General features: G+C 52.4%; 20 protein-coding genes. 8 read left to right on the top strand and 12 right to left on the bottom strand.

What is annotated here, in order from left to right; all coding sequences use genetic code 11:
• Nucleotide 1: 1 nt before the first annotated feature.
• Genes ACU8YC_RS17555 through rfaD form a run of 5 tightly spaced genes read right to left on the bottom strand, consistent with a single transcriptional unit; the run spans nucleotide 2 to nucleotide 5,268 of the window.
• Nucleotides 2–1,015 (bottom strand): glycosyltransferase family 2 protein, encoded by a 1,014-nt coding sequence (locus ACU8YC_RS17555; RefSeq protein ID WP_210904131.1) that lies wholly within the window; start codon nucleotides 1,013–1,015, stop codon nucleotides 2–4.
• Nucleotides 1,008–2,291, bottom strand: a complete 1,284-nt coding sequence (locus ACU8YC_RS17550) for an O-antigen ligase family protein (RefSeq protein ID WP_446895595.1) — start codon at nucleotides 2,289–2,291, stop codon at nucleotides 1,008–1,010. The genes ACU8YC_RS17555 and ACU8YC_RS17550 overlap by 8 nt, the downstream gene beginning before the upstream one ends.
• Before the next feature lie 16 nt (nucleotides 2,292–2,307).
• Nucleotides 2,308–3,276: a lipopolysaccharide heptosyltransferase RfaC gene (rfaC, locus tag ACU8YC_RS17545; RefSeq protein ID WP_151217009.1), complete on the bottom strand. Its 969-nt coding sequence runs from the start codon at nucleotides 3,274–3,276 to the stop codon at nucleotides 2,308–2,310.
• A 3-nt stretch (nucleotides 3,277–3,279) separates the two neighbouring features.
• Nucleotides 3,280–4,326 (bottom strand): ADP-heptose--LPS heptosyltransferase RfaF, encoded by a 1,047-nt coding sequence (gene rfaF, locus ACU8YC_RS17540; RefSeq protein WP_446895594.1) that lies wholly within the window; start codon nucleotides 4,324–4,326, stop codon nucleotides 3,280–3,282.
• Between the two features lie 9 nt (nucleotides 4,327–4,335).
• Nucleotides 4,336–5,268, bottom strand: a complete 933-nt coding sequence (gene rfaD / locus ACU8YC_RS17535; RefSeq protein ID WP_003827312.1) for an ADP-glyceromanno-heptose 6-epimerase — start codon at nucleotides 5,266–5,268, stop codon at nucleotides 4,336–4,338.
• Between the two features lie 215 nt (nucleotides 5,269–5,483).
• Here rfaD and kbl point away from each other — a divergent pair, with 215 nt between their 5' ends.
• The 3 genes from kbl (at nucleotide 5,484) to ACU8YC_RS17520 (ending at nucleotide 8,944) form a co-directional block, all read left to right on the top strand.
• Nucleotides 5,484–6,680, top strand: coding sequence for a glycine C-acetyltransferase (gene kbl, locus ACU8YC_RS17530; protein WP_049014551.1), 1,197 nt, complete (start codon nucleotides 5,484–5,486; stop codon nucleotides 6,678–6,680).
• Between the two features lie 9 nt (nucleotides 6,681–6,689).
• Complete coding sequence (gene tdh / locus ACU8YC_RS17525) at nucleotides 6,690–7,715, top strand: L-threonine 3-dehydrogenase (RefSeq protein ID WP_003024132.1); 1,026 nt, start codon at nucleotides 6,690–6,692, stop codon at nucleotides 7,713–7,715.
• Between the two features lie 191 nt (nucleotides 7,716–7,906).
• Complete coding sequence (locus ACU8YC_RS17520) at nucleotides 7,907–8,944, top strand: glycosyltransferase (protein WP_446895593.1); 1,038 nt, start codon at nucleotides 7,907–7,909, stop codon at nucleotides 8,942–8,944.
• On the opposite strand, the gene ACU8YC_RS17515 is transcribed toward ACU8YC_RS17520, so the two are convergent.
• From ACU8YC_RS17515 to gpmM, 3 genes are read right to left on the bottom strand one after another with little or no spacing between them, the layout of a single operon-like run.
• Nucleotides 8,945–9,877 carry a divergent polysaccharide deacetylase family protein gene (locus ACU8YC_RS17515; RefSeq protein ID WP_446895592.1) on the bottom strand — a complete coding sequence of 311 codons (933 nt, stop codon included), beginning with the start codon at nucleotides 9,875–9,877 and terminating at the stop codon, nucleotides 8,945–8,947.
• Nucleotides 9,878–9,880: 3 nt separating this feature from the next.
• Nucleotides 9,881–11,140, bottom strand: coding sequence for a murein hydrolase activator EnvC (envC, locus tag ACU8YC_RS17510; RefSeq protein WP_252838613.1), 1,260 nt, complete (start codon nucleotides 11,138–11,140; stop codon nucleotides 9,881–9,883).
• A 33-nt stretch (nucleotides 11,141–11,173) separates the two neighbouring features.
• Nucleotides 11,174–12,718: a 2,3-bisphosphoglycerate-independent phosphoglycerate mutase gene (gene gpmM, locus ACU8YC_RS17505; RefSeq protein ID WP_040231588.1), complete on the bottom strand. Its 1,545-nt coding sequence runs from the start codon at nucleotides 12,716–12,718 to the stop codon at nucleotides 11,174–11,176.
• 249 nt (nucleotides 12,719–12,967) lie between these two features.
• Between gpmM and ACU8YC_RS17500 the strand changes: the two genes are divergently transcribed.
• From ACU8YC_RS17500 to cysE, 5 genes are all read left to right on the top strand, one after another.
• A complete protein-coding gene (locus ACU8YC_RS17500) occupies nucleotides 12,968–13,399 on the top strand; it encodes a rhodanese-like domain-containing protein (protein WP_005120473.1) in 432 nt (143 codons plus the stop codon).
• Between the two features lie 50 nt (nucleotides 13,400–13,449).
• Nucleotides 13,450–13,701, top strand: a complete 252-nt coding sequence (gene grxC, locus ACU8YC_RS17495) for a glutaredoxin 3 (RefSeq protein WP_003024152.1) — start codon at nucleotides 13,450–13,452, stop codon at nucleotides 13,699–13,701.
• A 47-nt stretch (nucleotides 13,702–13,748) separates the two neighbouring features.
• A complete protein-coding gene (gene secB / locus ACU8YC_RS17490) occupies nucleotides 13,749–14,216 on the top strand; it encodes a protein-export chaperone SecB (protein ID WP_003024155.1) in 468 nt (155 codons plus the stop codon).
• Nucleotides 14,216–15,235 (top strand): NAD(P)H-dependent glycerol-3-phosphate dehydrogenase, encoded by a 1,020-nt coding sequence (gene gpsA / locus ACU8YC_RS17485; RefSeq protein WP_187259813.1) that lies wholly within the window; start codon nucleotides 14,216–14,218, stop codon nucleotides 15,233–15,235. Before secB ends, gpsA begins: the two co-directional genes overlap by 1 nt.
• Before the next feature lie 78 nt (nucleotides 15,236–15,313).
• On the top strand, nucleotides 15,314–16,135 hold the full coding sequence (gene cysE / locus ACU8YC_RS17480; protein WP_151216999.1) for a serine O-acetyltransferase: 822 nt from the start codon (nucleotides 15,314–15,316) through the stop codon (nucleotides 16,133–16,135).
• Nucleotides 16,136–16,296: 161 nt separating this feature from the next.
• Here the strand turns inward: cysE and trmL are convergent, their stop codons facing one another.
• Genes trmL through lldP form a run of 4 tightly spaced genes read right to left on the bottom strand, consistent with a single transcriptional unit; the run spans nucleotide 16,297 to nucleotide 20,435 of the window.
• Nucleotides 16,297–16,770, bottom strand: a complete 474-nt coding sequence (trmL, locus tag ACU8YC_RS17475; protein ID WP_187259812.1) for a tRNA (uridine(34)/cytosine(34)/5-carboxymethylaminomethyluridine(34)-2'-O)-methyltransferase TrmL — start codon at nucleotides 16,768–16,770, stop codon at nucleotides 16,297–16,299.
• Between the two features lie 49 nt (nucleotides 16,771–16,819).
• Nucleotides 16,820–18,010, bottom strand: a complete 1,191-nt coding sequence (lldD, locus tag ACU8YC_RS17470; RefSeq protein ID WP_151216995.1) for a quinone-dependent L-lactate dehydrogenase — start codon at nucleotides 18,008–18,010, stop codon at nucleotides 16,820–16,822.
• The gene (gene lldR / locus ACU8YC_RS17465; protein WP_151216993.1) at nucleotides 18,007–18,783 is read right to left on the bottom strand and encodes a transcriptional regulator LldR; all 777 of its coding nucleotides are present in this window, start codon (nucleotides 18,781–18,783) and stop codon (nucleotides 18,007–18,009) included. Before lldR ends, lldD begins: the two co-directional genes overlap by 4 nt.
• A complete protein-coding gene (lldP, locus tag ACU8YC_RS17460; RefSeq protein ID WP_151216992.1) occupies nucleotides 18,780–20,435 on the bottom strand; it encodes an L-lactate permease in 1,656 nt (551 codons plus the stop codon). The genes lldR and lldP overlap by 4 nt, the downstream gene beginning before the upstream one ends.
• Nucleotides 20,436–20,504 lie beyond the last annotated feature (69 nt).

The raw sequence follows: 20,504 nt of genomic DNA, 5'->3' as shown, positions 1-20,504 counted from the left end.
GTTAAAATCCCTTTCGAAAAAATAAGTTCTTAAAAGCAGATATTGTTCTATATCTTATTTCAGAAACCGAACGATCAATATGGGGGTATTTCATTTTAAGAATTATTTTTTTCTTAACGATTTTTGTGTCACAGCATGCTAGTGCATTCTGAATGTCATTCAGCATGCTTTCGCTGTAGCGATAATAACCTTTTTTCTTGCGTAACAGTTTGCGTCCTTCCAGAAAACAGTTGATGATCATAAATGTGGCAACAGTACGCTTTGCGCTATTACTATTTATATGGTTATACATTTTACGCATAGCAAAAAAGATACTATCCGCATCACTATCAATAATGTTCTCGGTAATACTTTTATCATTTACTCGGTAAAAATATAGTTTTTGCTCTATTTTTAAAATAGTATGGCATTTGAAATATTGGAACGGACAAAAAATAACATCTTCATAGCGGCGATATTCTTCAAATCGATCCATGCCAATCACGTCACGATGGAAGATTTTCGTCACGAGATGCCATTGTCCGGCACGAAAAGTTGGTATCAGCGGCGCGTAGTTATCGTTTGTTAAAATGATTTCGTGTTGCACCAGAGAGTCTTCCGTATCAGGTTTGTGGTGATACAAATTATGGATATCTCTGGTTAAGTTGAACTCCACAATATCATACTTACCCGCTCTCAATTTAGGGAGAAGGATTGTGAAATAATCTGGGCAGACAATATCATCACTGTCAACAAAGCCAATATATTTCCCCGTCGCATGGGTAAGCCCAACGTTACGGGTGATAGCAACTCCTTGGTTTTTATGACTTATGTACTTGACGTTATTGCAATTCTGCTCACGATAAAATGCCTTGATGCGCTCTTCAGTTAAATCTGTTGAGCCATCGTTAACAATGATTATCTCCACATCATCAGTGATGTTTTGGTGAATAGACGCCAACGTCGCTGTGATAAATTCAGCATTGTTGTACGCAGGTATAATAATGCTCAGTAAATAACCTGATGCGTTAATCATGGCATCGTTCTCTCATTAGATTCGTGCTCAGCATCGCTGCTAGACATAACGCCAGTACGCAGCTCAGAGCTTCACCTTTGGCATATAATAATAAATCACTCAAGCCATAGATAGCGATTGCGCCTGAGATAACGAACAACAAGGGGCTACGTTGCCAGTAAGCTGTTAAAAACATGGCGATATAGAGCAAGAGTAGCACAACAACCCCAGGGATGCCCTTTAGCGAAAAGGTATCAATGATTTCGTTATGCAGATGGACGTTAATGAACTCAAGAGCTCCTTGTAGGGAAGTATCTTGCACCGCAAGTCGCTGAATTTCTGCGCCGCGTTGTTCAAGTGACTGTCCCCAGTCATGAGCTTTCCCGGATTCGATACCTGCCCGTTGCATCGCAAGTCTCGCGCCAATAGAGGTATTGCTATTGTTTTGATTATAAGAGTGCAGATCGACCAGGAAGTTCTGATAGCGACTTTCAATGACTGGTTTTAACGGAATTGCCGCCAGCCCGACCAGCACCACAAAGGCCAGTAATGCTTTTAATAACATAGTGTGGTTGTGGCGGTAGTGCATGAAAAATAATCCGATACTCAGGATCGGATACACTAAGATCGCTGCTCGGGTCTGCGTTGAGATGATCACCGCCAGCGATATCAAAAAATGTAACAGATAGAATAAAACGGTGCGTTTCAGACGTAGATTAATAATGGCTTGTGACGCCAGTAACGCAATTAACGTAAGTGCATAGGCTGTGCTTGTTTGATGTTCAAAACCCAGTGCAACACGGTAATTTAAAGGTTCAGCAGCTCCAGCAAGTTGGTAGCCCGCGAAAAGATACAAGCCGATTGCTGTGAGGAGCGTCCAGATACTGGTAATGCGAGTTTTATCGGCACACGGCTCTCGCGATGTCAGAGCTGTCATAACCAGTGCGGTGAAAATCATCACTTTTCCACCGTTCTGGTATGAACGATAGGCGCCGGTAAAGGCTGAGCCTGGTTGTTTAAATACTTCTACCCAAATAATCTGGAGCAAACCGAAGAGCAGCAACATAAAAGGCAAAACCAGGTTTTGTTTGTTACTGCACACATACTTTATATTTTTTCCTATAATCGGCAGAGACAGAGCCGTGGAGAAAATAAATACCTTCAATGCTTCATCTGGATTGACCAGTAGCATCGCAAGAGTTACCAGGATCCCAGCATAAAATAAGACGTATATAAAATCGAAAGGATTATTTTTGATACTACAAACAAAACGAGAAAGCGTATGTTGGCGAAGCATAGATCGTCTCTTAAAGTTAAAGCAAATTATTATCAATTAGCGATACGTTGACTAAGCTTGCGTCCAGATCCTGCAATTTTCCGGAATGGCTCTGCTGTGTGTATTGATTCTTTCCATACCCACCAATCAATCCTGGGTCTGTTGGGCCGTATAACGTGATATTAGGGCGATCCAGCGCGGCGGTTAAATGACTTAGGCCTGTATCAACCGACACCACGAATTTTGCCCTCGCCAGGATGCGAGCAACCTCTTCCAGACTCATCCGCGGCAGGACATCGACGTAAGGAAAACCTTCTGCCAACCTTTTGGCTCGCGCTTCTTCATGGGGGGAGCCCCAGGGCAGTTTAATACGTATGCCTGCGTTATTTAACAGACCAATTAGCTCCCGCCAGTTGGCTTCCGGCCAGTGCTTATCATCGCGCGTTGTGGCATGCAGAAATACGGCATATTTGCCTGTATCAGCATTGCATCGATTTACAAAATGCTGAGCGATAGCGTAATCACCTTGCGACTGCGGTTTGGCATATCCCAGACTTTTGGCGAACAATTCACGCGTACGTTCTACGGCGTGCTGCTGTTTGGCAATGTGATGTTTGCGATTATAAAACAGGCTAGCCAACGGCTCGCGGGCCGTACTCCAGTCCATACCATGCTTGACGCCCCGCGCCAGACGCGTCACCAATGCAGCGCTTTTAACCAGACCCTGCGCATCAATTATTGCGTCATACTGCTGCAAACGCACCGCGTCGCGAAATGCTTCACGCTCGGCTTTAATCGGCGCTGAAAACCAGGCTTTACGCCAGCGGCGAATCGCGACGGGGATGACCCGGTCAACGGCTGCATGCCAGGAAGGGATCTGGGCGAATCCTTCCTCGACCACCCAATCAAATTGAATATTCGCAATGGCCTGTTGCGCATCGGTTAATGCGGGCAACGTATGCAGTACATCGCCCATAGAAGACGTTTTAACGATCAGAACCCGCATTCGTCAGGCTTCCTCTTGTAACAACAGGTCATTGAGTTCTTCCCGTACGCGCTGGGGAGTGATGTCAATCAGACTTTGGTGATAGCCTTCTGCCGCATCGCCCTTGCGCACTTTGTGATAGCCCGTAATCAGACGAATAACCCGTGCTTTGTGCGACAACGGCGGAGTAAAGTCCGGACTACTTGGGCCATACAACGCTACCAGAGGTCGATTCAACGCTGCGGCAACGTGCATTAATCCAGAGTCGTTGGTGACGACCGCTTTGCAGGCGGCGAGCAGAATGACGGCCTGCTCAAGCTGCGTTTCGCCCGCCAGATTACGGCACCAGGCCTGCTGCTCAACGCTTAGCGTTGCCAGGATTTCATTTCCGGCTTCATGGTCTTTTGCTGAGCCAAACAGCACAATCTGATGACCTTCGTCGATCAGTTGCTTAGCCAGTTCTGCGTAATGGTAGTGTGGCCAGCGTTTCGCCGGACCAAATTCCGCACCTGGGCAAAAACCGATGATGGGGCGTTCGGCAGAAAGGGAGAACTGACTACAAGTCAGAGACTTTTCACCTTCGCTGACCTGCAACTGTGGCCATAGCAGAGGCTGCGGCAAATCTTTAGCCGACAGCATCACGCCTTTATCGTAGGCCAGGGCTACATAGCGTTCGACCATCAGCGGCCATGCGTCTTTATCCAGCACGCGCGCATCGTTGAGCAGGCCGTAGCGCATTTCGCCACGCCAACCGGTGCGATGCGGGATGCCTGCAAAAAAAGGCACCAGCGCGGATTTAAACGAGTTAGGCAGCACATAAGCGCGGTCATAGCGTTTCTCACGCAGGCTGTGACCGAGTTTGCGGCGTTCGCCAATCTCCAGCGCGCCGTGTCCCAGCGGCATGGCGATGGCTTCGTTGACTTCAGGCATACGCGACAGCAGCGGACGGCACCATGCCGGTGCCATCACGTCGATTATCGCCTGGGGATAGCGCGCCTTAAGCGTGCGATAGAGACTTTGCGACATCATCATGTCGCCCACCCATGACGGGCCGATCACCAGTATTTTCATGCTAACTTCTTACGCGTCGCGGTTCAGCCAGGCCATATATTCCGTTACGCCTTCGGCAACGGTCTTAAACGGCTTGTCATAGCCCGCTGCGCGCAGGTTAGTCAGGTCTGCCTGGGTAAACGCCTGGTAGCGGCCTTTCAGTTTTTCCGGGAATGGAATGTACTCAATGCTGCCTTTTTTGTGGTACGCAAGCGTAGCATCAGCAACGGCCTGGAAAGATTCCGCACGACCGGTACCGAGGTTAAAGATGCCGGAAACCCCGTTTTCCAGGAACCACAGGTTCACTGCAGCCACATCGCCAACGTAAACGAAATCACGTTTGAAGTTTTCGCTGCCTTCGAACAGTTTTGGCGTTTCGCCATTGTTGAGCTGGGTATTCAGGTGGAAAGCGACGCTCGCCATGCTGCCTTTATGGCCTTCACGCGGTCCGTAGACGTTGAAATAGCGGAAGCCAACAATCTGAGAATTGGCTTCCGGCAGGATCTGACGAACGTACTCGTCGAACAGGAATTTTGAGTAGCCGTAAACGTTCAGTGGTTTCTCGTATTCACGGGATTCGATGAAATCAGAAGTGCGACCGCCGTAGGTGGCGGCGGAGGACGCGTACAGGAACGGGATTTCACGCTCCAGGCAGTAGTGCAGCAGCTCTTTAGAGTATTGATAGTTGTTATCCATCATATACTTACCGTCCCACTCGGTGGTGGAAGAGCATGCGCCTTCGTGGAAAATCGCTTCGATATCGCCGAAATCTTCCCCGGCCATAATCTGGATCAGGAAGTCTTCCTTGTCCATGTAGTCAGCAATATTCAGATCCACCAGGTTAACAAACTTGGTGCCGTCTTTCAGGTTGTCCACCACCAGAATGTCGGTGATGCCTTTATCATTCAGGGACTTAACGATGTTGCTGCCGATAAAGCCCGCGCCGCCGGTAACGATGATCATAAATGTAACCTTCGAATTATGGAGTCAGAGACAATCTCAGACACGAATACTTTCTATCATATCACTACATGGCCCAGGCTTCAGCCATTCACCGATAAGCCGTGCGGGTACACGTGATTTATGCTTCATTTTGAAGAAGTGGTGATGCGTCATCTCGTATCAACGTATAGCTTTGGGTAATATGTGCTGAAATTTGCCCAGTCTGGAGAATTGAAATGCGTGGGGATTTTTACAAACAGTTAACGAACGATCTCGACACCGCACGTGCGGAAGGATTGTTTAAAGAAGAGCGCATTATTACATCTGCCCAGCAGGCGGATATCACCGTGGCGGACGGAAGCCACGTTATTAACTTTTGTGCAAACAACTATCTGGGGCTGGCTAACCACCCGGAGCTGATTGCGGCGGCAAAAGCGGGTATGGATTCTCACGGATTTGGCATGGCTTCGGTACGCTTTATTTGCGGTACCCAGGACAGCCATAAGCAACTGGAGCAAAAACTGGCGGCATTCCTCGGTATGGAAGATGCCATCCTTTACTCTTCCTGTTTTGATGCCAACGGCGGCCTGTTTGAAACGCTGTTGGGTGCGGAAGATGCCATTATCTCTGATGCCCTGAACCATGCTTCTATCATTGACGGCGTTCGTTTGTGTAAAGCAAAGCGTTTCCGTTACGCCAACAACGATATGGTCGAGCTGGAAGCGCGCCTGAAAGAAGCGCGTGAAGCGGGTGCTCGTCATATCCTGATCGCCACCGATGGCGTGTTCTCTATGGACGGCGTGATTGCTAACCTGAAAGGCGTTTGTGACCTGGCAGATAAATACGACGCGCTGGTCATGGTTGATGACTCTCATGCCGTCGGTTTTGTCGGTGAGAATGGTCGTGGCTCCCATGAATATTGTGACGTAATGGGCCGTGTGGACATCATCACCGGGACACTGGGTAAAGCACTCGGTGGCGCATCCGGAGGTTACACTGCAGCGCGCAAAGAAGTGGTTGAGTGGTTGCGTCAGCGTTCTCGTCCGTATCTGTTTTCCAACTCACTGGCTCCGGCGATTGTTGCTGCGTCCATTAAGGTACTGGAGATGGTGGAATCCGGAGCTGAACTGCGTGACCGACTGTGGGCGAACGCACGTCAGTTCCGTGAGCAAATGTCCGCCGCTGGCTTTACGCTGGCCGGTGCCGATCACGCGATTATCCCGGTGATGTTGGGTGATGCGGTGATCGCGCAGGACTTTGCTCGTGAACTGCAAAAAGAGGGGATTTACGTTACCGGGTTCTTCTATCCGGTGGTTCCGAAAGGTCAGGCGCGTATCCGTACCCAGATGTCTGCGGCGCATACCCCTGAGCAGATTACGCGTGCTGTTGAGGCGTTCACACGCATTGGTAAACAACTGGGCGTTATTGCCTGAGGATGTGAAATGAAAGCGTTATCCAAACTGAAAGCGGAAGAGGGCATTTGGATGACCGACGTTCCTGAACCGGAAGTCGGCCATAACGATTTGCTGATTAAAATCCGTAAAACAGCCATCTGCGGGACTGACGTTCACATTTATAACTGGGATGAATGGTCGCAAAAAACCATCCCGGTACCGATGGTCGTTGGGCATGAATATGTCGGCGAAGTTGTTGGCATCGGTCAGGAAGTTAAAGGCTTTAAAATCGGCGATCGTGTTTCCGGTGAGGGTCATATCACCTGCGGACATTGCCGTAACTGCCGCGGTGGGCGGACTCACCTGTGCCGCAATACCACCGGCGTCGGCGTAAACCGTCCTGGCTGCTTTGCGGAATACCTGGTGATCCCGGCGTTTAACGCGTTTAAAATCCCGGACAACATCTCCGACGACCTGGCGTCTATTTTCGATCCGTTCGGTAATGCGGTACACACGGCGCTGTCATTCGATCTGGTTGGGGAAGATGTGCTGGTTTCCGGCGCGGGTCCAATCGGTATTATGGCTGCGGCGGTTGCGAAGCACGTTGGCGCGCGTCACGTGGTGATTACCGATGTTAATGAGTATCGCCTTGAGCTGGCGCGTAAAATGGGCATCACTCGTGCGGTCAACGTATCGAAAGAGAATCTGACCGACGTGATGGCTGAACTGGGTATGACTGAAGGATTTGATGTGGGCCTGGAGATGTCCGGTGCGCCGCCCGCGTTTCGCGCCATGCTGGACACTATGAACCACGGTGGCCGCATTGCTATGCTGGGCATTCCACCATCCGACATGTCTATTGACTGGACAAAGGTTATCTTTAAAGGTTTGTTTATTAAGGGTATCTACGGTCGCGAGATGTTTGAAACCTGGTACAAAATGGCTGCATTGATCCAGTCTGGTCTGGATTTGTCGCCGATCATCACCCATCGATTCTCCATCGATGAATTCCAACAGGGCTTTGACGCTATGCGTTCAGGCCAGTCAGGGAAAGTGATCCTGAGCTGGGATTAACCCTATCCAGTCAGTGGATTCTGAGTGTTGTCCCCGGATGTTGATTATCATTAACATCCGGGGCTTTTTTTGCTTGCATGAGCCTTCCTGCCCGGCGCATTTTTCGCTAAAGAATTAATATTTTTTTCTGAAAATCTGCCGCTTAATATGCTAAAAAGTGCCGATTACTCTATTGTCTGGCTGGATTTGATATGACCTATACCCCTGGTCTCCTGAGCGTCATTATGCCCCTGTACAACACGGGTGAACCGTTCATTGCGTGTATGGATTCGCTGATTGCGCAAACCTGGAAGAACCTCGAGATCATCATTGTGAATGATGGTTCTACGGATAACTCAGCGGAGCTTGCTCAGTCTTATGCGGATCGTTATCCGCACGTGCATCTGTTGCACCAGCGCAATGGTGGGGTATCTGCGGCGCGTAATACCGGTATGGAAGTCGCCAGGGGCGAGTACATCGCATACGTAGACGGCGATGATATTGCCTATCCGGAAATGTATGAAACGCTGATGAATATGGCGTTGAAAGATAATCTGGACGTTGCGCAGTGCAATGCTGATTGGTGTATTGCGGAAACCGGCCACACATGGGCATCTATTCCTACCGATCGTATTCGTTCTACCGGCGTGATGACTGGGCCGGACTGGTTACGCAAAGCGTTAGCCAGTCGCCGTTGGCGACACGTTGTCTGGATGGGCGTTTATCGTCATCAGACTATCCGCGACGCCGGACTGACTTTCCTGTCCGGTCTGCACCACCAGGATATTATCTGGACGACGGAGTTTATGTTTAACGCCAAACGTGCCCGTTACACGGAAGTCTCGCTTTACAAATACTTCCTGCACGGTGCGTCCGTCAGTCGTCTGCCGCGTACCGGAGAGAAGAACCTGGCTTACCAGCGCCACTACATCAAAATTACCCGTCTGCTGGATAAGATGAATCATGATTACGCCGGACGCATTCCCATTTACCCCGAGTTCAAACAGCAAGTGATTTATGAAGCGCTACGCGTTTGTCATTGCATCCGTAAAGAGCCGGATGAAAAAATCCGCCAGCGTATGATTGCCGAGGTTTTCGTGTCGGGTATGTTCAAGCGCATGGTGAGCAATATTTGCAGCGCTAAGCTGGGTTATCAGGTGCTATTGTGGGCCATCCGCTTTAGTCAGTGGCGCGATAAATCACTGACGCCGCGCCGCCTGGCCCATTTAACGCTGGATATTAAAGACTAATTATTGCCAGCCCTGCCACTGCAGGCGCATGTACTGCACCAGCGTGCTTTGGGTGATGCTTTCACCGAGCACACTGAAGAAGCGGCTGTTGTAAACCGGCTCTATCGGTTTCTTCGGTTTGCACAAATTTACACCGCGGAAAGGGTTACGCGGCGTATCTGGCGTACCGTTCTTCGGCGATGTGAAGTTTGGTCTGGACGTATCCACCTGTGGTTCATTGAGCAGGCTGCTTGGGCGAACCAGTGTGATGTCCGCTGGCAAGTTATAAAGCATCTGCTGCAGAACACGAACCGTCGAAGGGTGTGGGTGCCCAATGGCAATTGCTGAGCCGTTGCGGCGCGCAAGCTCGACGGCACGATTGAACTGACGGCGAATGTCGGCTTCGTTTTGCGTATCATCGAGGAAGACTTTGCGTTTGATGACTTTCACACCAGTTCCTGATGCTGCGCGCATTGCCTGACTGTTGCCGATGGTCATGCTGTCCAGAAAGTAGAGATCGTAGCGCTCCAGTGCCTGCATCACCTTCTGCATGCCGAACAGGCTGGAGGTCATCGCGCTGCCCATATGGTTGTTCAGTCCGACCGCATTCGGTACTTTGCTGACCGCGTCGCGAATAATTCGCTCAATCTCTTCGCTGCTCATTTCCGGGCGTAAAGTATCTTTCTCTAACGGCTGCTTGCTCAGCGGTGCCATTGGCAGATGGATTAAGACTTCATGCCCGCTGTTATGCGCTTTGATTGCCATTTCACGCGCATGTGGGGCGTTAGGCAGAACGGCAACGGAGATGGTAGAAGGCATCGCCAGTACCTGGTTTTCAGTGTGTGGGCGATAGCCGAAATCATCAATGACGATGGCGAGTTTGCCAGCAAAAACAGGTGTTGCGAAGGCCAGCAGGCTGGCGAGAGAGAGTACCAGACGACGAAAATGAGGCAAAACTTATCTTCCCAACCACGGCTGTGGATTGACCGCCTGACCCTGGCGACGAATTTCGAAATAGAGTGCTGGCCTGCCCTGACCGCCGCTGCTACCCACAAGTGCAATAGGTTGCCCGGCGCGAACCTGTGTACCGACGCTGACCAGCGCGCTCTGGTTATAACCGTACAGGCTCATATCGCCTTTACCGTGCTCAACGACCACCACCAGGCCATAGCCCTGCAGCCAGTCCGCGAGAATGACGCGACCATCGGCAATAGCTTTAACTTCGGTGCCTTCGGATGCGCCAATAACCATCCCCTTCCAACGTAGCTCACCCTGCAGCTGTTCGCCATAGCGATGTAGCGTTGGACCACGAACGGGCCAGAATGCCTGGCCGCGCGGCGAACCTAAACCACCGGTACGCGACATCAGAGATTTTTCGCTTTCGGTTGGCTTGTAGGTTGAGCCTTTTCGTGACGCATCCTGCTGCTTATCGCGTACGGCTTGCGCCTCGCGGGCTTCACGTTCTGCGCGTGCTTTGGCTGCGGCTTCGGCGCGAGCAATGCTGTTGCGCAGGCGTGATTCGTTGGCGCGCATTTCGCCCAGTTGCTGCTGACCTTGTTGAATCGATGATTCCAGACCCGAGAGCGTTTTCTGGCGTTCATTACGCGCCTGCTCCAGTTTAGCCTGCTGGGCGCGCTGTTCGTACAGTAACGTCTGCTGTTCGCTTTGCTTATCTTCAAGCTCGGCTTTTTGCGAGTCGACCTCTTCGCGGGTTTGTTTCAGCTGCGCGATAGTTTCTTGCCTCGCCTGGTTCAGGTAACCGAAATAGGCCTGTAGACGTTGCCCGCGCTGGCTCTCTTCACCGCTTAGGATGAGCTGAATGCCGGTGTGTTCGCCCTGACGAAATGCTGCATCGAGCTGGGCTGCCAGGCTGCGTTCTTGTGCGGCCCGCTGTTTTTCCAACTTCGCGAGTGCGGCGTTCATCTCAGCGATTTGCGCATTCAACTGCGCCAGTGAGTTTTGTGTTTCGCGCAGTTGCCTTGCGGCCACGGCGATAGCCTGTTCCTGAGCTTTTAGTTGAGCGAGGAGGGTGGAGCGTTGTTGTTGCTGTTGGCGTACCGCGCGTTCTTTTGCCGCGATATCAGCCTGAATAGATTTAAGCTGATCGCGTTCGTCCGCGTGGGCGGTAAAGGCGCACAGCAATACGCCAGCGCTAAGCGCGCTGGCGTAGAACAAGGGCCTGACTGAAAACTTACGCAGTTTCACGGCCCGGGTGATGGTATTAATCGCCTTTCCCCTCATGGGGAGGGATTATTCCACGATGAACAGCGGCTTACCAGTCATCTCTTGCGGGATTTCCATACCCATCAGCGTCAGCATGGTCGGGGCGATATCAGAAAGTTTGCCGCCTTCAACTGCTTTGACGTTTTTGCCACCGACATAAATCAGCGGAACGGGCAGGTTGGTGTGCGCAGTATGCGCCTGACCGGTGGACGGATCGCGCATTTGCTCTGCGTTACCATGGTCTGCAGTGATCAACAACTGGCCGCCAACGGATTCAACCGCTTTAGCCACCTGCTCAACGCAGTGATCCAGCGCTTCAACCGCTTTAACCGCTGCTTCCATCACCCCGGTGTGACCCACCATATCGCCGTTCGGGTAGTTACAAATGATGGTGTCGTATTTCCCACTCTCAATCGCAGCAACCAGTTTTTCGGTCAGCTCAGCAGAGCTCATTTCCGGCTGCAGATCGTAGGTCGCGACTTTCGGTGAGTTGATCAGAATACGGTCTTCGCCTTTGAACGGCTCTTCTACACCGCCGTTAAAGAAGAAGGTCACGTGCGCGTATTTTTCGGTTTCGGAAATACGCAACTGCGTTTTGTCGTTCTTCGCCATCCACTCGCCAAGGGTGTTGGCCAGAGATGCTGGTGGGTAAGCAACCGCAGTTTTGATGTCGGCCGCGTATTCGGTCAGCATCACAAAGTTGAGGTTAACGACTTTCTTACGGGCGAAGCCGTCGAAGTCAGCGTTAACAAACGCACGGGTGATTTCACGCGCACGGTCAGCACGGAAGTTCATGAAAATCAGCGTATCACCGTCTTCCATGGCAGCTTCAGCCTGGCCTTCAGCACGGATCACGGTGGCTTTAACGAATTCGTCGTTTTCGTCACGGGCATAAGCCGCCTGCAGACCTTCAACAGCTGTAGCGAACTGGAATTCGCCTTTTGCCAGCGTCATCAGGTCATAAGCCTGCTCCACGCGATCCCAACGGTTGTCGCGGTCCATGGCATAGTAACGGCCAATGATGGACGCCACGCGACCTTTGCCCAGTGCGGCAAATTTCTCTTCGAATTTCTGCAGGGAATGTTCAGCGCTGCGCGGCGGGGTATCACGGCCATCAAGGAAAGCGTGCAGATAGATTTTCTCAGCACCGCGTTCAGCGGCCATTTCTACCATCGCCATGATGTGATCTTCGTGGCTGTGAACGCCGCCAGCAGAGAGCAGACCCATGATGTGTACCGCTTTACCGCTATTTTTTGCCTGGTCGACCGCATCGGTCAGCACCGGGTTGGCGAAGAAAGTACGTTCTTTGATTTCAACATCCAGACGGGTCAGGTCCTGATAAACGATGCGGCCCGCGCCCAGGTTGACGTGACCCACTTCGGAGTTGCCCATCTGGCGATCGGGCAGACCGACTTCCAGACCAGACGCATCAATCAAGGTATGCGGACGTTTTGCCCACAGAGCATCCATTACCGGGGTTTTGGCATTAAAGATGGCGTTATCCTGGCTGTCTTCACGATAGCCATAGCCATCCAGAATCACCAGTACCATAGGTTTTTTAGAAACCGACATTGCGACAACCTCACACTCAATAGATAAAAAATAATTGCATAATTTTACTACAGCTGAATCGATAAAGTAGCCCCCGAAGATCAAATAATGGGGGATCGCGTGCCAGGGTGAACACTGATTTACATTTTTTTTTCCGTAGCGCCCCGCAAAAATGCAATCCAATGCACGCTCTGGCTGTATTTGCGCCAACGCGCAGGTATACTCCTTTCCTGGTTTTTTTAATCACTGAGTCGGGAGTTGTTACCCCCCATGCAAGAAATTATGCAATTTGTTAGTCGCCACCCTGTCTTGAGTATCGCCTGGATTGCGTTACTGGCGGCTGTATTGTTTACCACGTTTAAGAGCCTGACCTCAAAAGTGAAGGTGATTACGCGCGGCGAAGCTACACGTCTCATCAATAAAGAAGACGCCGTTATCGTCGATTTACGTCAGCGCGACGACTTCCGCAAAGGTCATATCGCAGGCTCTACTAACCTGCTGCCGAGCGAAATCAAAGCCAACAATTTTGGCGAGCTGGAAAAACACAAAAACAAACCTGTTATTGTGGTTGATGGCTCTGGTATGCAGTGCCAGGATTCAGCAACTGCGCTGATTAAAGCCGGTTTTGAGCAGGTATCTGTACTGAAAGACGGCGTAGCGGGCTGGAGTGGTGAGAATCTGCCACTGGTTCGCGGCAAGTAATTTACCCGCCGTTTTTATCCTGCAGGGTAAAAGAACACTGGAGATAAGTCATGGCCAATATTGAGATCTATACCAAAGCAACCTGCCCGTTTTGCCATCGTGCAAAAGCGCTGTTGAACAGCAAGGGGGTGAGTTTCCAGGAACTTCCGATTGACGGCGATGCCGTGAAGCGCGAAGAGATGATCAAGCGCAGTGGCCGTACAACGGTTCCACAGATTTTTATTGATGCACAGCACATTGGTGGTTGTGACGACTTGTATGCGTTGGATGCGCGTGGTGGACTTGATCCCCTGCTGCGTTAAGGCGTACGGATAGTATTTAAAGGACAACACTAAAGGGTTTTCTCAACATGTCAGAACAAAATAACACTGAAATGGCTTTCCAGATCCAACGTATTTATACCAAGGATGTATCTTTCGAAGCGCCAAATGCACCGCATGTTTTCCAGAAAGATTGGCAGCCAGAGGTTAAACTTGATCTTGATACCGCCTCTACCCAACTGGCAGATGATGTGTATGAAGTAGTGCTGCGTGTCACCGTAACGGCTTCCCTGGGTGAAGAAACTGCGTTCCTGTGCGAAGTTCAGCAGGGCGGTATTTTCTCCATCAGTGGTATTGAAGGGACTCAGATGGCGCATTGCCTTGGCGCATACTGCCCGAACATTCTGTTCCCGTATGCTCGCGAATGCATCACCAGCCTGGTTTCACGCGGTACATTCCCGCAACTGAACCTTGCGCCGGTCAACTTTGATGCGCTGTTCATGAACTATTTACAGCAGCAGGCTGGCGAAGGTACTGAAGAACATCAGGATGCCTGATGAACCAAAGTAATGCTTCAATGACTGTGATTGGTGCCGGCTCGTACGGCACCGCTCTTGCCATCACCCTGGCAAGAAATGGCCATCAGGTTGTCCTGTGGGGCCATGATCCGAAACATATCGCGACCCTTGAGCACGATCGCTGCAACGTCGCGTTCCTCCCTGATGTGCCTTTTCCCGAAACGCTGCGCCTGGAAAGTGATTTAGCCACTGCGCTGGCCGCCAGTCGTAATATCCTGGTGGTGGTGCCGAGCCACGTCTTTGGCGAAGTGCTGCGTAACATCAAACCGCTGATGCGTCCTGACGCGAGGCTGGTCTGGGCGACAAAAGGTCTGGAAGCGGAAACGGGACGTCTGCTGCAGGACGTCGCACGCGAAGCGCTGGGGGATGCTATTCCACTGGCGGTCATCTCCGGTCCGACGTTCGCCAAAGAGCTGGCAGCAGGTATGCCGACGGCGATCTCTCTGGCCTCGACGGACGACACCTTTGCTGACGATCTCCAGCAGTTGCTGCACTGCGGTAAAAGCTTCCGCGTTTACAGCAACCCGGATTTCATTGGCGTGCAGCTTGGCGGCGCGGTGAAAAACGTTATTGCTATTGGCGCGGGGATGTCTGACGGCATCGGCTTCGGCGCGAATGCGCGAACCGCATTGATCACCCGCGGACTGACCGAAATGTCTCGCCTTGGCGCGGCGCTGGGGGCCGATCCTGCTACCTTTATGGGGATGGCGGGTTTAGGCGATCTGGTGCTGACCTGTACCGACAACCAGTCGCGTAACCGTCGTTTTGGCATGATGCTCGGCCAGGGTATGGACGTGCAGGGCGCGCAGGACAAGATTGGTCAGGTGGTTGAAGGCTATCGCAATACGAAAGAAGTTCGTGAATTGGCGCACCGTTTTGGTGTTGAGATGCCAATAACCGAGGAAATTTATCAAGTATTGTATTGCGGAAAAAATGCGCGCGAGGCAGCATTGACGTTATTAGGTCGTGCGCGCAAGGACGAGCGAAGCAGCCACTAGCCGTAAGGAACCGTTTCAATCTAACGACCCGACCCGCGTAGAACGGGTTGGTCGTTTTGCTACCTTCTGGAGTATGCAATGCCGTGTGAAGAACTGGATATCGTCTGGAAAAACATTAAAGCGGAAGCCCGGGCACTGGCGGAATGTGAGCCAATGCTAGCCAGTTTTTACCACGCAACGCTGCTCAAGCATGAAAACCTCGGCAGTGCGCTGAGTTATATGCTGGCGAATAAACTCGCTTCTCCGATCATGCCTGCCATTGCGATTCGAGAAGTCGTGGAAGAGGCCTACGCGGCCGATCCTGAAATGATTGCTTCGGCGGCTTGTGATATTCAGGCGGTGCGCACGCGTGACCCGGCCGTCGATAAATATTCCACCCCACTTCTTTATCTGAAGGGTTTTCACGCGCTTCAGGCCTATCGTATCGGTCACTGGCTGTGGCACCAGGGGCGTCAGGCGCTGGCGATCTTTCTGCAAAATCAGGTGTCCGTTAGCTTTCAGGTAGACATTCACCCGGCGGCAAAAATTGGCCGGGGGATTATGCTCGATCACGCCACCGGTATTGTGGTCGGTGAAACTGCGGTGATTGAAAACGACGTCTCTATTTTGCAATCTGTCACGCTTGGCGGGACCGGTAAATCCGGCGGTGACCGTCATCCTAAAATTCGTGAAGGTGTGATGATTGGTGCGGGAGCAAAAATTCTCGGCAATATTGAAGTCGGGCGTGGCGCGAAGATTGGCGCAGGTTCCGTCGTTTTACAGCCTGTTCCCCCGCATACGACTGCCGCAGGCGTTCCGGCGCGCATCGTCGGCAAGCCTGACAGCGATAAGCCGTCTATGGATATGGATCAGCATTTCAACGGGATACATCATACGTTCGAGTATGGCGATGGCATCTGATTTCGAGCTATCTTACTTGTCATCTTGAACCAGGACTGTGCTCGCCATCCTCACGTACTGCGCGCAGTCCATGTTCAACCTGACTGCGCCGATAACGCTCGAAAAGTAAACGTTAAATTCTGCCGTAGGTCGGATAAGGCGTTAGCCGCACCCGACATAAATCAACTACGCAATACCGCGCCAGGATAACCTAACTGGCGCCAGACTTCATACACCACTACCGACACCGCATTAGACAGGTTCATGCTGCGACTGTCCGGCATCATCGGAATACGAATTTTTTGTTCGGCTGGTAACGCGTCGAGAATGCTGGCTGGCAGACCGCGTGTTTCCGGGCCAAACATCAGATAATCTCCATCCTGATAGTTTACTGCGCTATGCGCTGGCGTACCTTTGGTGGTCAGGGCAAACAGACGTTGCGGATTTTCTGCGGCGACGAAAGTGGCATAATCAGGGTGGCGCAGCACGGCGGTAAATTCATGGTAATCCAGCCCTGCGCGACGCAGGCGCTTGTCGTCCCAGGTAAAGCCCATTGGCTCAATAATATGCAGACGAAAGCCGGTATTGGCGCAAAGACGGATAATATTGCCGGTATTTGGCGGGATTTCTGGTTCGAACAAAACGATGTTAAGCATACTGCCCCCTTAATAACGGGGGGCAGAATAACAGATATTTAATTCACCCTCACGCGGCATCACCCTGGACCAGAGGAGCCAATGCGGCAGGTAGGCTCTTGCCTAGTTCCTGTACCAGTGAATCGCGGCTGATTTCGCTAATGGATTTCGCACCGGTCAGGGTCATTGCCACCTTCATCTCTTTCTCGATCAGGTTCAGCAGATTCGCCACACCGGCCTGGCCGTGGGTTGCCAGCGCGTACAGGTAAGCACGGCCCAGCAGCACGCTATCCGCACCCAGCGCAATCATGCGCACCACGTCCAGACCGTTGCGGATCCCGCTGTCGGCCAGAATCGCGATATCGCCTTTTACCGCATCGGCAATGGCGGGCAGCGCGCGGGCGGAAGAAAGCACGCCATCTAGCTGGCGCCCACCGTGGTTGGAAACCACAATCCCATCGGCGCCAAAGCGCACGGCGTCGCGGGCATCTTCTGGATCGAGGATCCCTTTGATCACCATCGGGCCATCCCAGAACTCACGGATCCACTCGAGGTCTTTCCAGGAAATGGACGGATCGAAGTTATTCGCCAGCCAACCGATGTAATCCTCAAGGCCGGTGGGCTTGCCAAGATACGTTGAAATATTGCCTAAATCATGCGGCCGACCGTTCAGGCCAACGTCCCATGCCCATTGTGGATGGGTAACTGCCTGCCAGTAACGACGCAGTGCCGCATTTGGTCCGCTCATACCTGAATGAGCGTCACGATAGCGTGCGCCGGGCGTGGGCATATCGACGGTAAAAACCAGCGTGGAGCAGCCTGCGGCTTTGGCGCGTTCCAGGGCGTTACGCATAAAGCCGCGATCGCGCAGAACGTAAAGCTGGAACCACATCGGACGCTTGATGGTCGGGGCGACTTCTTCAATTGGGCAGACGGATACCGTCGAAAGCGTAAATGGTATGCCTTTGGCATCAGCGGCGGCGGCAGCCTGAACTTCGCCCCTGCGTGCGTACATGCCGCACAAACCGACAGGCGCGAGGGCTACTGGCATCGACAGTTTTTCGTTAAACAGGGTGGTTTCCAGACTAAGATCTGACATGTTCTTCAGCACGCGCTGGCGTAGTGCCACCTCTGATAAATCTTCCACGTTACGGCGCAGGGTATGCTCCGCGTACGCCCCACCGTCAATGTAGTGGAACAGGAAAGGAGGCAGAATGCGCTGGGCTGCGGCGCGATAATCGCTGGCTGCTGAAATAATCATGTGTTGTTCTCCCTGCTAATTTCATTATGGTCACCGGGCAGACGGGTGATACGCGCCTGGCGGGCCTGGTCTTCATCAAAGCGTTTAATGGTGGTATGGACAAAACTGAGATGCGCCATCATTGCCTTTCGCGCGCCGTCGGCGTCCCCAGCGACAATCGCGTCCAGCACAGCAAGGTGTTGTTCTGTGAGCTGTGAAAACACCGGCGGCACCAGGTACATACGTTGGCGACTCTGTTTTACCGAAGACTGCAATACGTCGAAGAAACCACGCATGGTTTGTAGCAACACCACGTTATGCGAGGCTTCAGCGATGGCAAGGTGAAAGCGAACGTCTGCTTGTGAAGCGAGATCCGGATCTTCACTTTGTGTGGCCTCGAAACAGAGCCTGATTTTCTCTTTGTCGGCGGCCGTGGCGCGCATGGCGGCGTGCCAGGCGGTGCTGGCCTCGATGGCGTGGCGGGCTTCGAGAATATCGAAGCTGTAATCAGGGTCGTCCGCCATCAGGCTTTTCAGTGGCTGGACAATGTTTTGTTCGGACCATGGTTCATGCTGCCAACGGATAAACGTCCCGCCGCCACGACGGCTAATCAGCACGCCTTCACTTACCAGCTTGGCTAACGCCTCGCGCAGTGAGTTACGGGATACGCCGAGCTGTATGGCCAGTTGGCGCTCAGCGGGCAATTTCATGCCCGCCTCCAGCTGTTGTTCTTTAATCAGCGCCCGCACACGAGATGCGACCTCGTCTGACAGGCGTCTGGGCATCACTATCATGGAATCATCCAGGTTAAGACATAGGCCTGCAGCGTGGTGATCACACCCACCATACAGGTGAAAATAAGGCTGTGTTTCACGGTAAAGCGGAACAGGTCAGATTCTTTACCCACCAGCCCCACGGCCGCACAGGCGATGGCGATTGACTGCGGGGAGATCATCTTACCGGTCACGCCACCGGTGGTATTCGCCGCAACCAGCAGTACATCAGAGACGCCAATTTGCTGAGCTGCCGTTGCCTGCAGAGCCGCGAACAGTGCGTTTGATGAGGTGTCTGAACCGGTCAGGAATACCCCCAGCCAGCCGAGGAACGGCGAGAAGAAGGTAAAGGCGTGGCCGGTGTGCGCCAGCGCCAATGCCAGCGTTGAAGACAGCCCCGAGTAGTTAGAGATAAACGCGAATGCCAGTACCATTCCTATGGAGTAGATGGGCAGCGCCAGCTCTTTTAGCGTGCTGCCAAAGGTTTGCAGAGCGGCAGACGGCTTCATTTTCAGCCAGACGATTGACAGCAGCGCGGCAAACAGAATGGCGGTACCGGTTGCCGAGAACCAGTCGAACTTGTACACCGCCGCGTAGGCTGTGGCTTCGTGTACCACCGGCGGCATGCGGGCTACCAGTTTGTCGAGGAATGGCACCGGAATATTGACCACCCAGTGGTACATCGTGCCGCCAGGGGCAAACAGCGCTTTAAACGGCGGGATGCTCCACAGTGTGACGGTGGCGGTCAGGAACAGGAATGGAGACCAGGCGCGAACCACCTGTCCAACGGTATAACGGGTGCGAGTCAGCGTCTGATCAACCTGGGAAGCGCCCATGTCGCCAAAGCGGAAGATGCGCACTGGCTGCCAGCGTTTCAGGAACAGCGTCAGGCAGACCAGAGAAACCAGAGAAGAGATGATGTCCGGCAGTTCCGGCCCGATAAAGTTCGAGCTGAGGTACTGCGCGATAGCAAACGAACCACCAGCGACCATTACCGCAGGCCAGGTCTCTTTCACGCCGCGCCAGCCGTCCATAATCGCCATGATCCAGAACAGTACGATAATCGTCAGGAACGGCAACTGGCGACCCACCATCTGGCCGATTTCAAAGCTGTCCAGCCCGGTGACCTGACCGGCAACCAGAATTGGAATACCCATTGCACCAAACGCCACCGGCGCGGTGTTCACAATCAGGCATAACCCTGCCGCATACAGCGGGTTAAAGCCGAGGCCAACCAGCAACGCAGCGGTAATTGCGACGGGCGCACCAAAGCCAGCGGCACCTTCCAGAAACGCCCCAAAACAGAAGCCCACGATGATCATTTGCAGACGTTGGTCAGGAGTGATGGAGAGAATCGACGAACGGATAATGTCGAACTGCCCGGTTTTTACCGAGATTTTATAGACGAATACCGCGGCGATAATGATCCAGGCAATCGGCCACAGACCATAGAAGAAACCGTACACCACAGAAGCCAGCGCGTGATCGACCGGCATTTTGTAGAACAATAAGGCGACCGACAACGCGATCACCACCGTCCACGATGCCGCAACATAGCCTTTCAGCTTGAGCTTAATCAGCGCGAAGAAAAAGAACAGAATAGGTAGCGAGGCAATCAGGCTTGAAAGCCAGATGTTACCGGCCGGGTCGTAGTTTTGTTGCCAGAGATTCATTGCAGGTCTCCTGGGGGCCGCTGACATAATGCAATGAGTCTGTGCTCATCTCTTCGTCACATTATGTGT

This window comes from Citrobacter sp. VF227, from assembly GCF_052950715.1.
This window is presented reverse-complemented; position numbering and strand designations above follow the sequence as displayed.

Bases quoted from the DNA above. Each gene is read 5' to 3' on its own strand.
- gpsA (WP_187259813.1), top strand. From the start codon at position 14,216: ATGAACCAAAGTAATGCTTCAATGACTGTGATTGGTGCCGGCTCGTAC.
- ACU8YC_RS17550 (WP_446895595.1), bottom strand. From the start codon at position 2,291: ATGCTTCGCCAACATACGCTTTCTCGTTTTGTTTGTAGTATCAAAAAT.
- ACU8YC_RS17520 (WP_446895593.1), top strand. From the start codon at position 7,907: ATGACCTATACCCCTGGTCTCCTGAGCGTCATTATGCCCCTGTACAAC.
- lldR (WP_151216993.1), bottom strand. From the start codon at position 18,783: ATGATAGTGATGCCCAGACGCCTGTCAGACGAGGTCGCATCTCGTGTG.
- rfaD (WP_003827312.1), bottom strand. From the start codon at position 5,268: ATGATCATCGTTACCGGCGGCGCGGGCTTTATCGGCAGCAACATCGTT.
- tdh (WP_003024132.1), top strand. From the start codon at position 6,690: ATGAAAGCGTTATCCAAACTGAAAGCGGAAGAGGGCATTTGGATGACC.
- lldP (WP_151216992.1), bottom strand. From the start codon at position 20,435: ATGAATCTCTGGCAACAAAACTACGACCCGGCCGGTAACATCTGGCTT.
- rfaC (WP_151217009.1), bottom strand. From the start codon at position 3,276: ATGCGGGTTCTGATCGTTAAAACGTCTTCTATGGGCGATGTACTGCAT.
- ACU8YC_RS17555 (WP_210904131.1), bottom strand. From the start codon at position 1,015: ATGATTAACGCATCAGGTTATTTACTGAGCATTATTATACCTGCGTAC.
- gpmM (WP_040231588.1), bottom strand. From the start codon at position 12,718: ATGTCGGTTTCTAAAAAACCTATGGTACTGGTGATTCTGGATGGCTAT.
- ACU8YC_RS17500 (WP_005120473.1), top strand. From the start codon at position 12,968: ATGCAAGAAATTATGCAATTTGTTAGTCGCCACCCTGTCTTGAGTATC.
- kbl (WP_049014551.1), top strand. From the start codon at position 5,484: ATGCGTGGGGATTTTTACAAACAGTTAACGAACGATCTCGACACCGCA.
- trmL (WP_187259812.1), bottom strand. From the start codon at position 16,770: ATGCTTAACATCGTTTTGTTCGAACCAGAAATCCCGCCAAATACCGGC.
- cysE (WP_151216999.1), top strand. From the start codon at position 15,314: ATGCCGTGTGAAGAACTGGATATCGTCTGGAAAAACATTAAAGCGGAA.
- secB (WP_003024155.1), top strand. From the start codon at position 13,749: ATGTCAGAACAAAATAACACTGAAATGGCTTTCCAGATCCAACGTATT.
- lldD (WP_151216995.1), bottom strand. From the start codon at position 18,010: ATGATTATTTCAGCAGCCAGCGATTATCGCGCCGCAGCCCAGCGCATT.
- grxC (WP_003024152.1), top strand. From the start codon at position 13,450: ATGGCCAATATTGAGATCTATACCAAAGCAACCTGCCCGTTTTGCCAT.
- rfaF (WP_446895594.1), bottom strand. From the start codon at position 4,326: ATGAAAATACTGGTGATCGGCCCGTCATGGGTGGGCGACATGATGATG.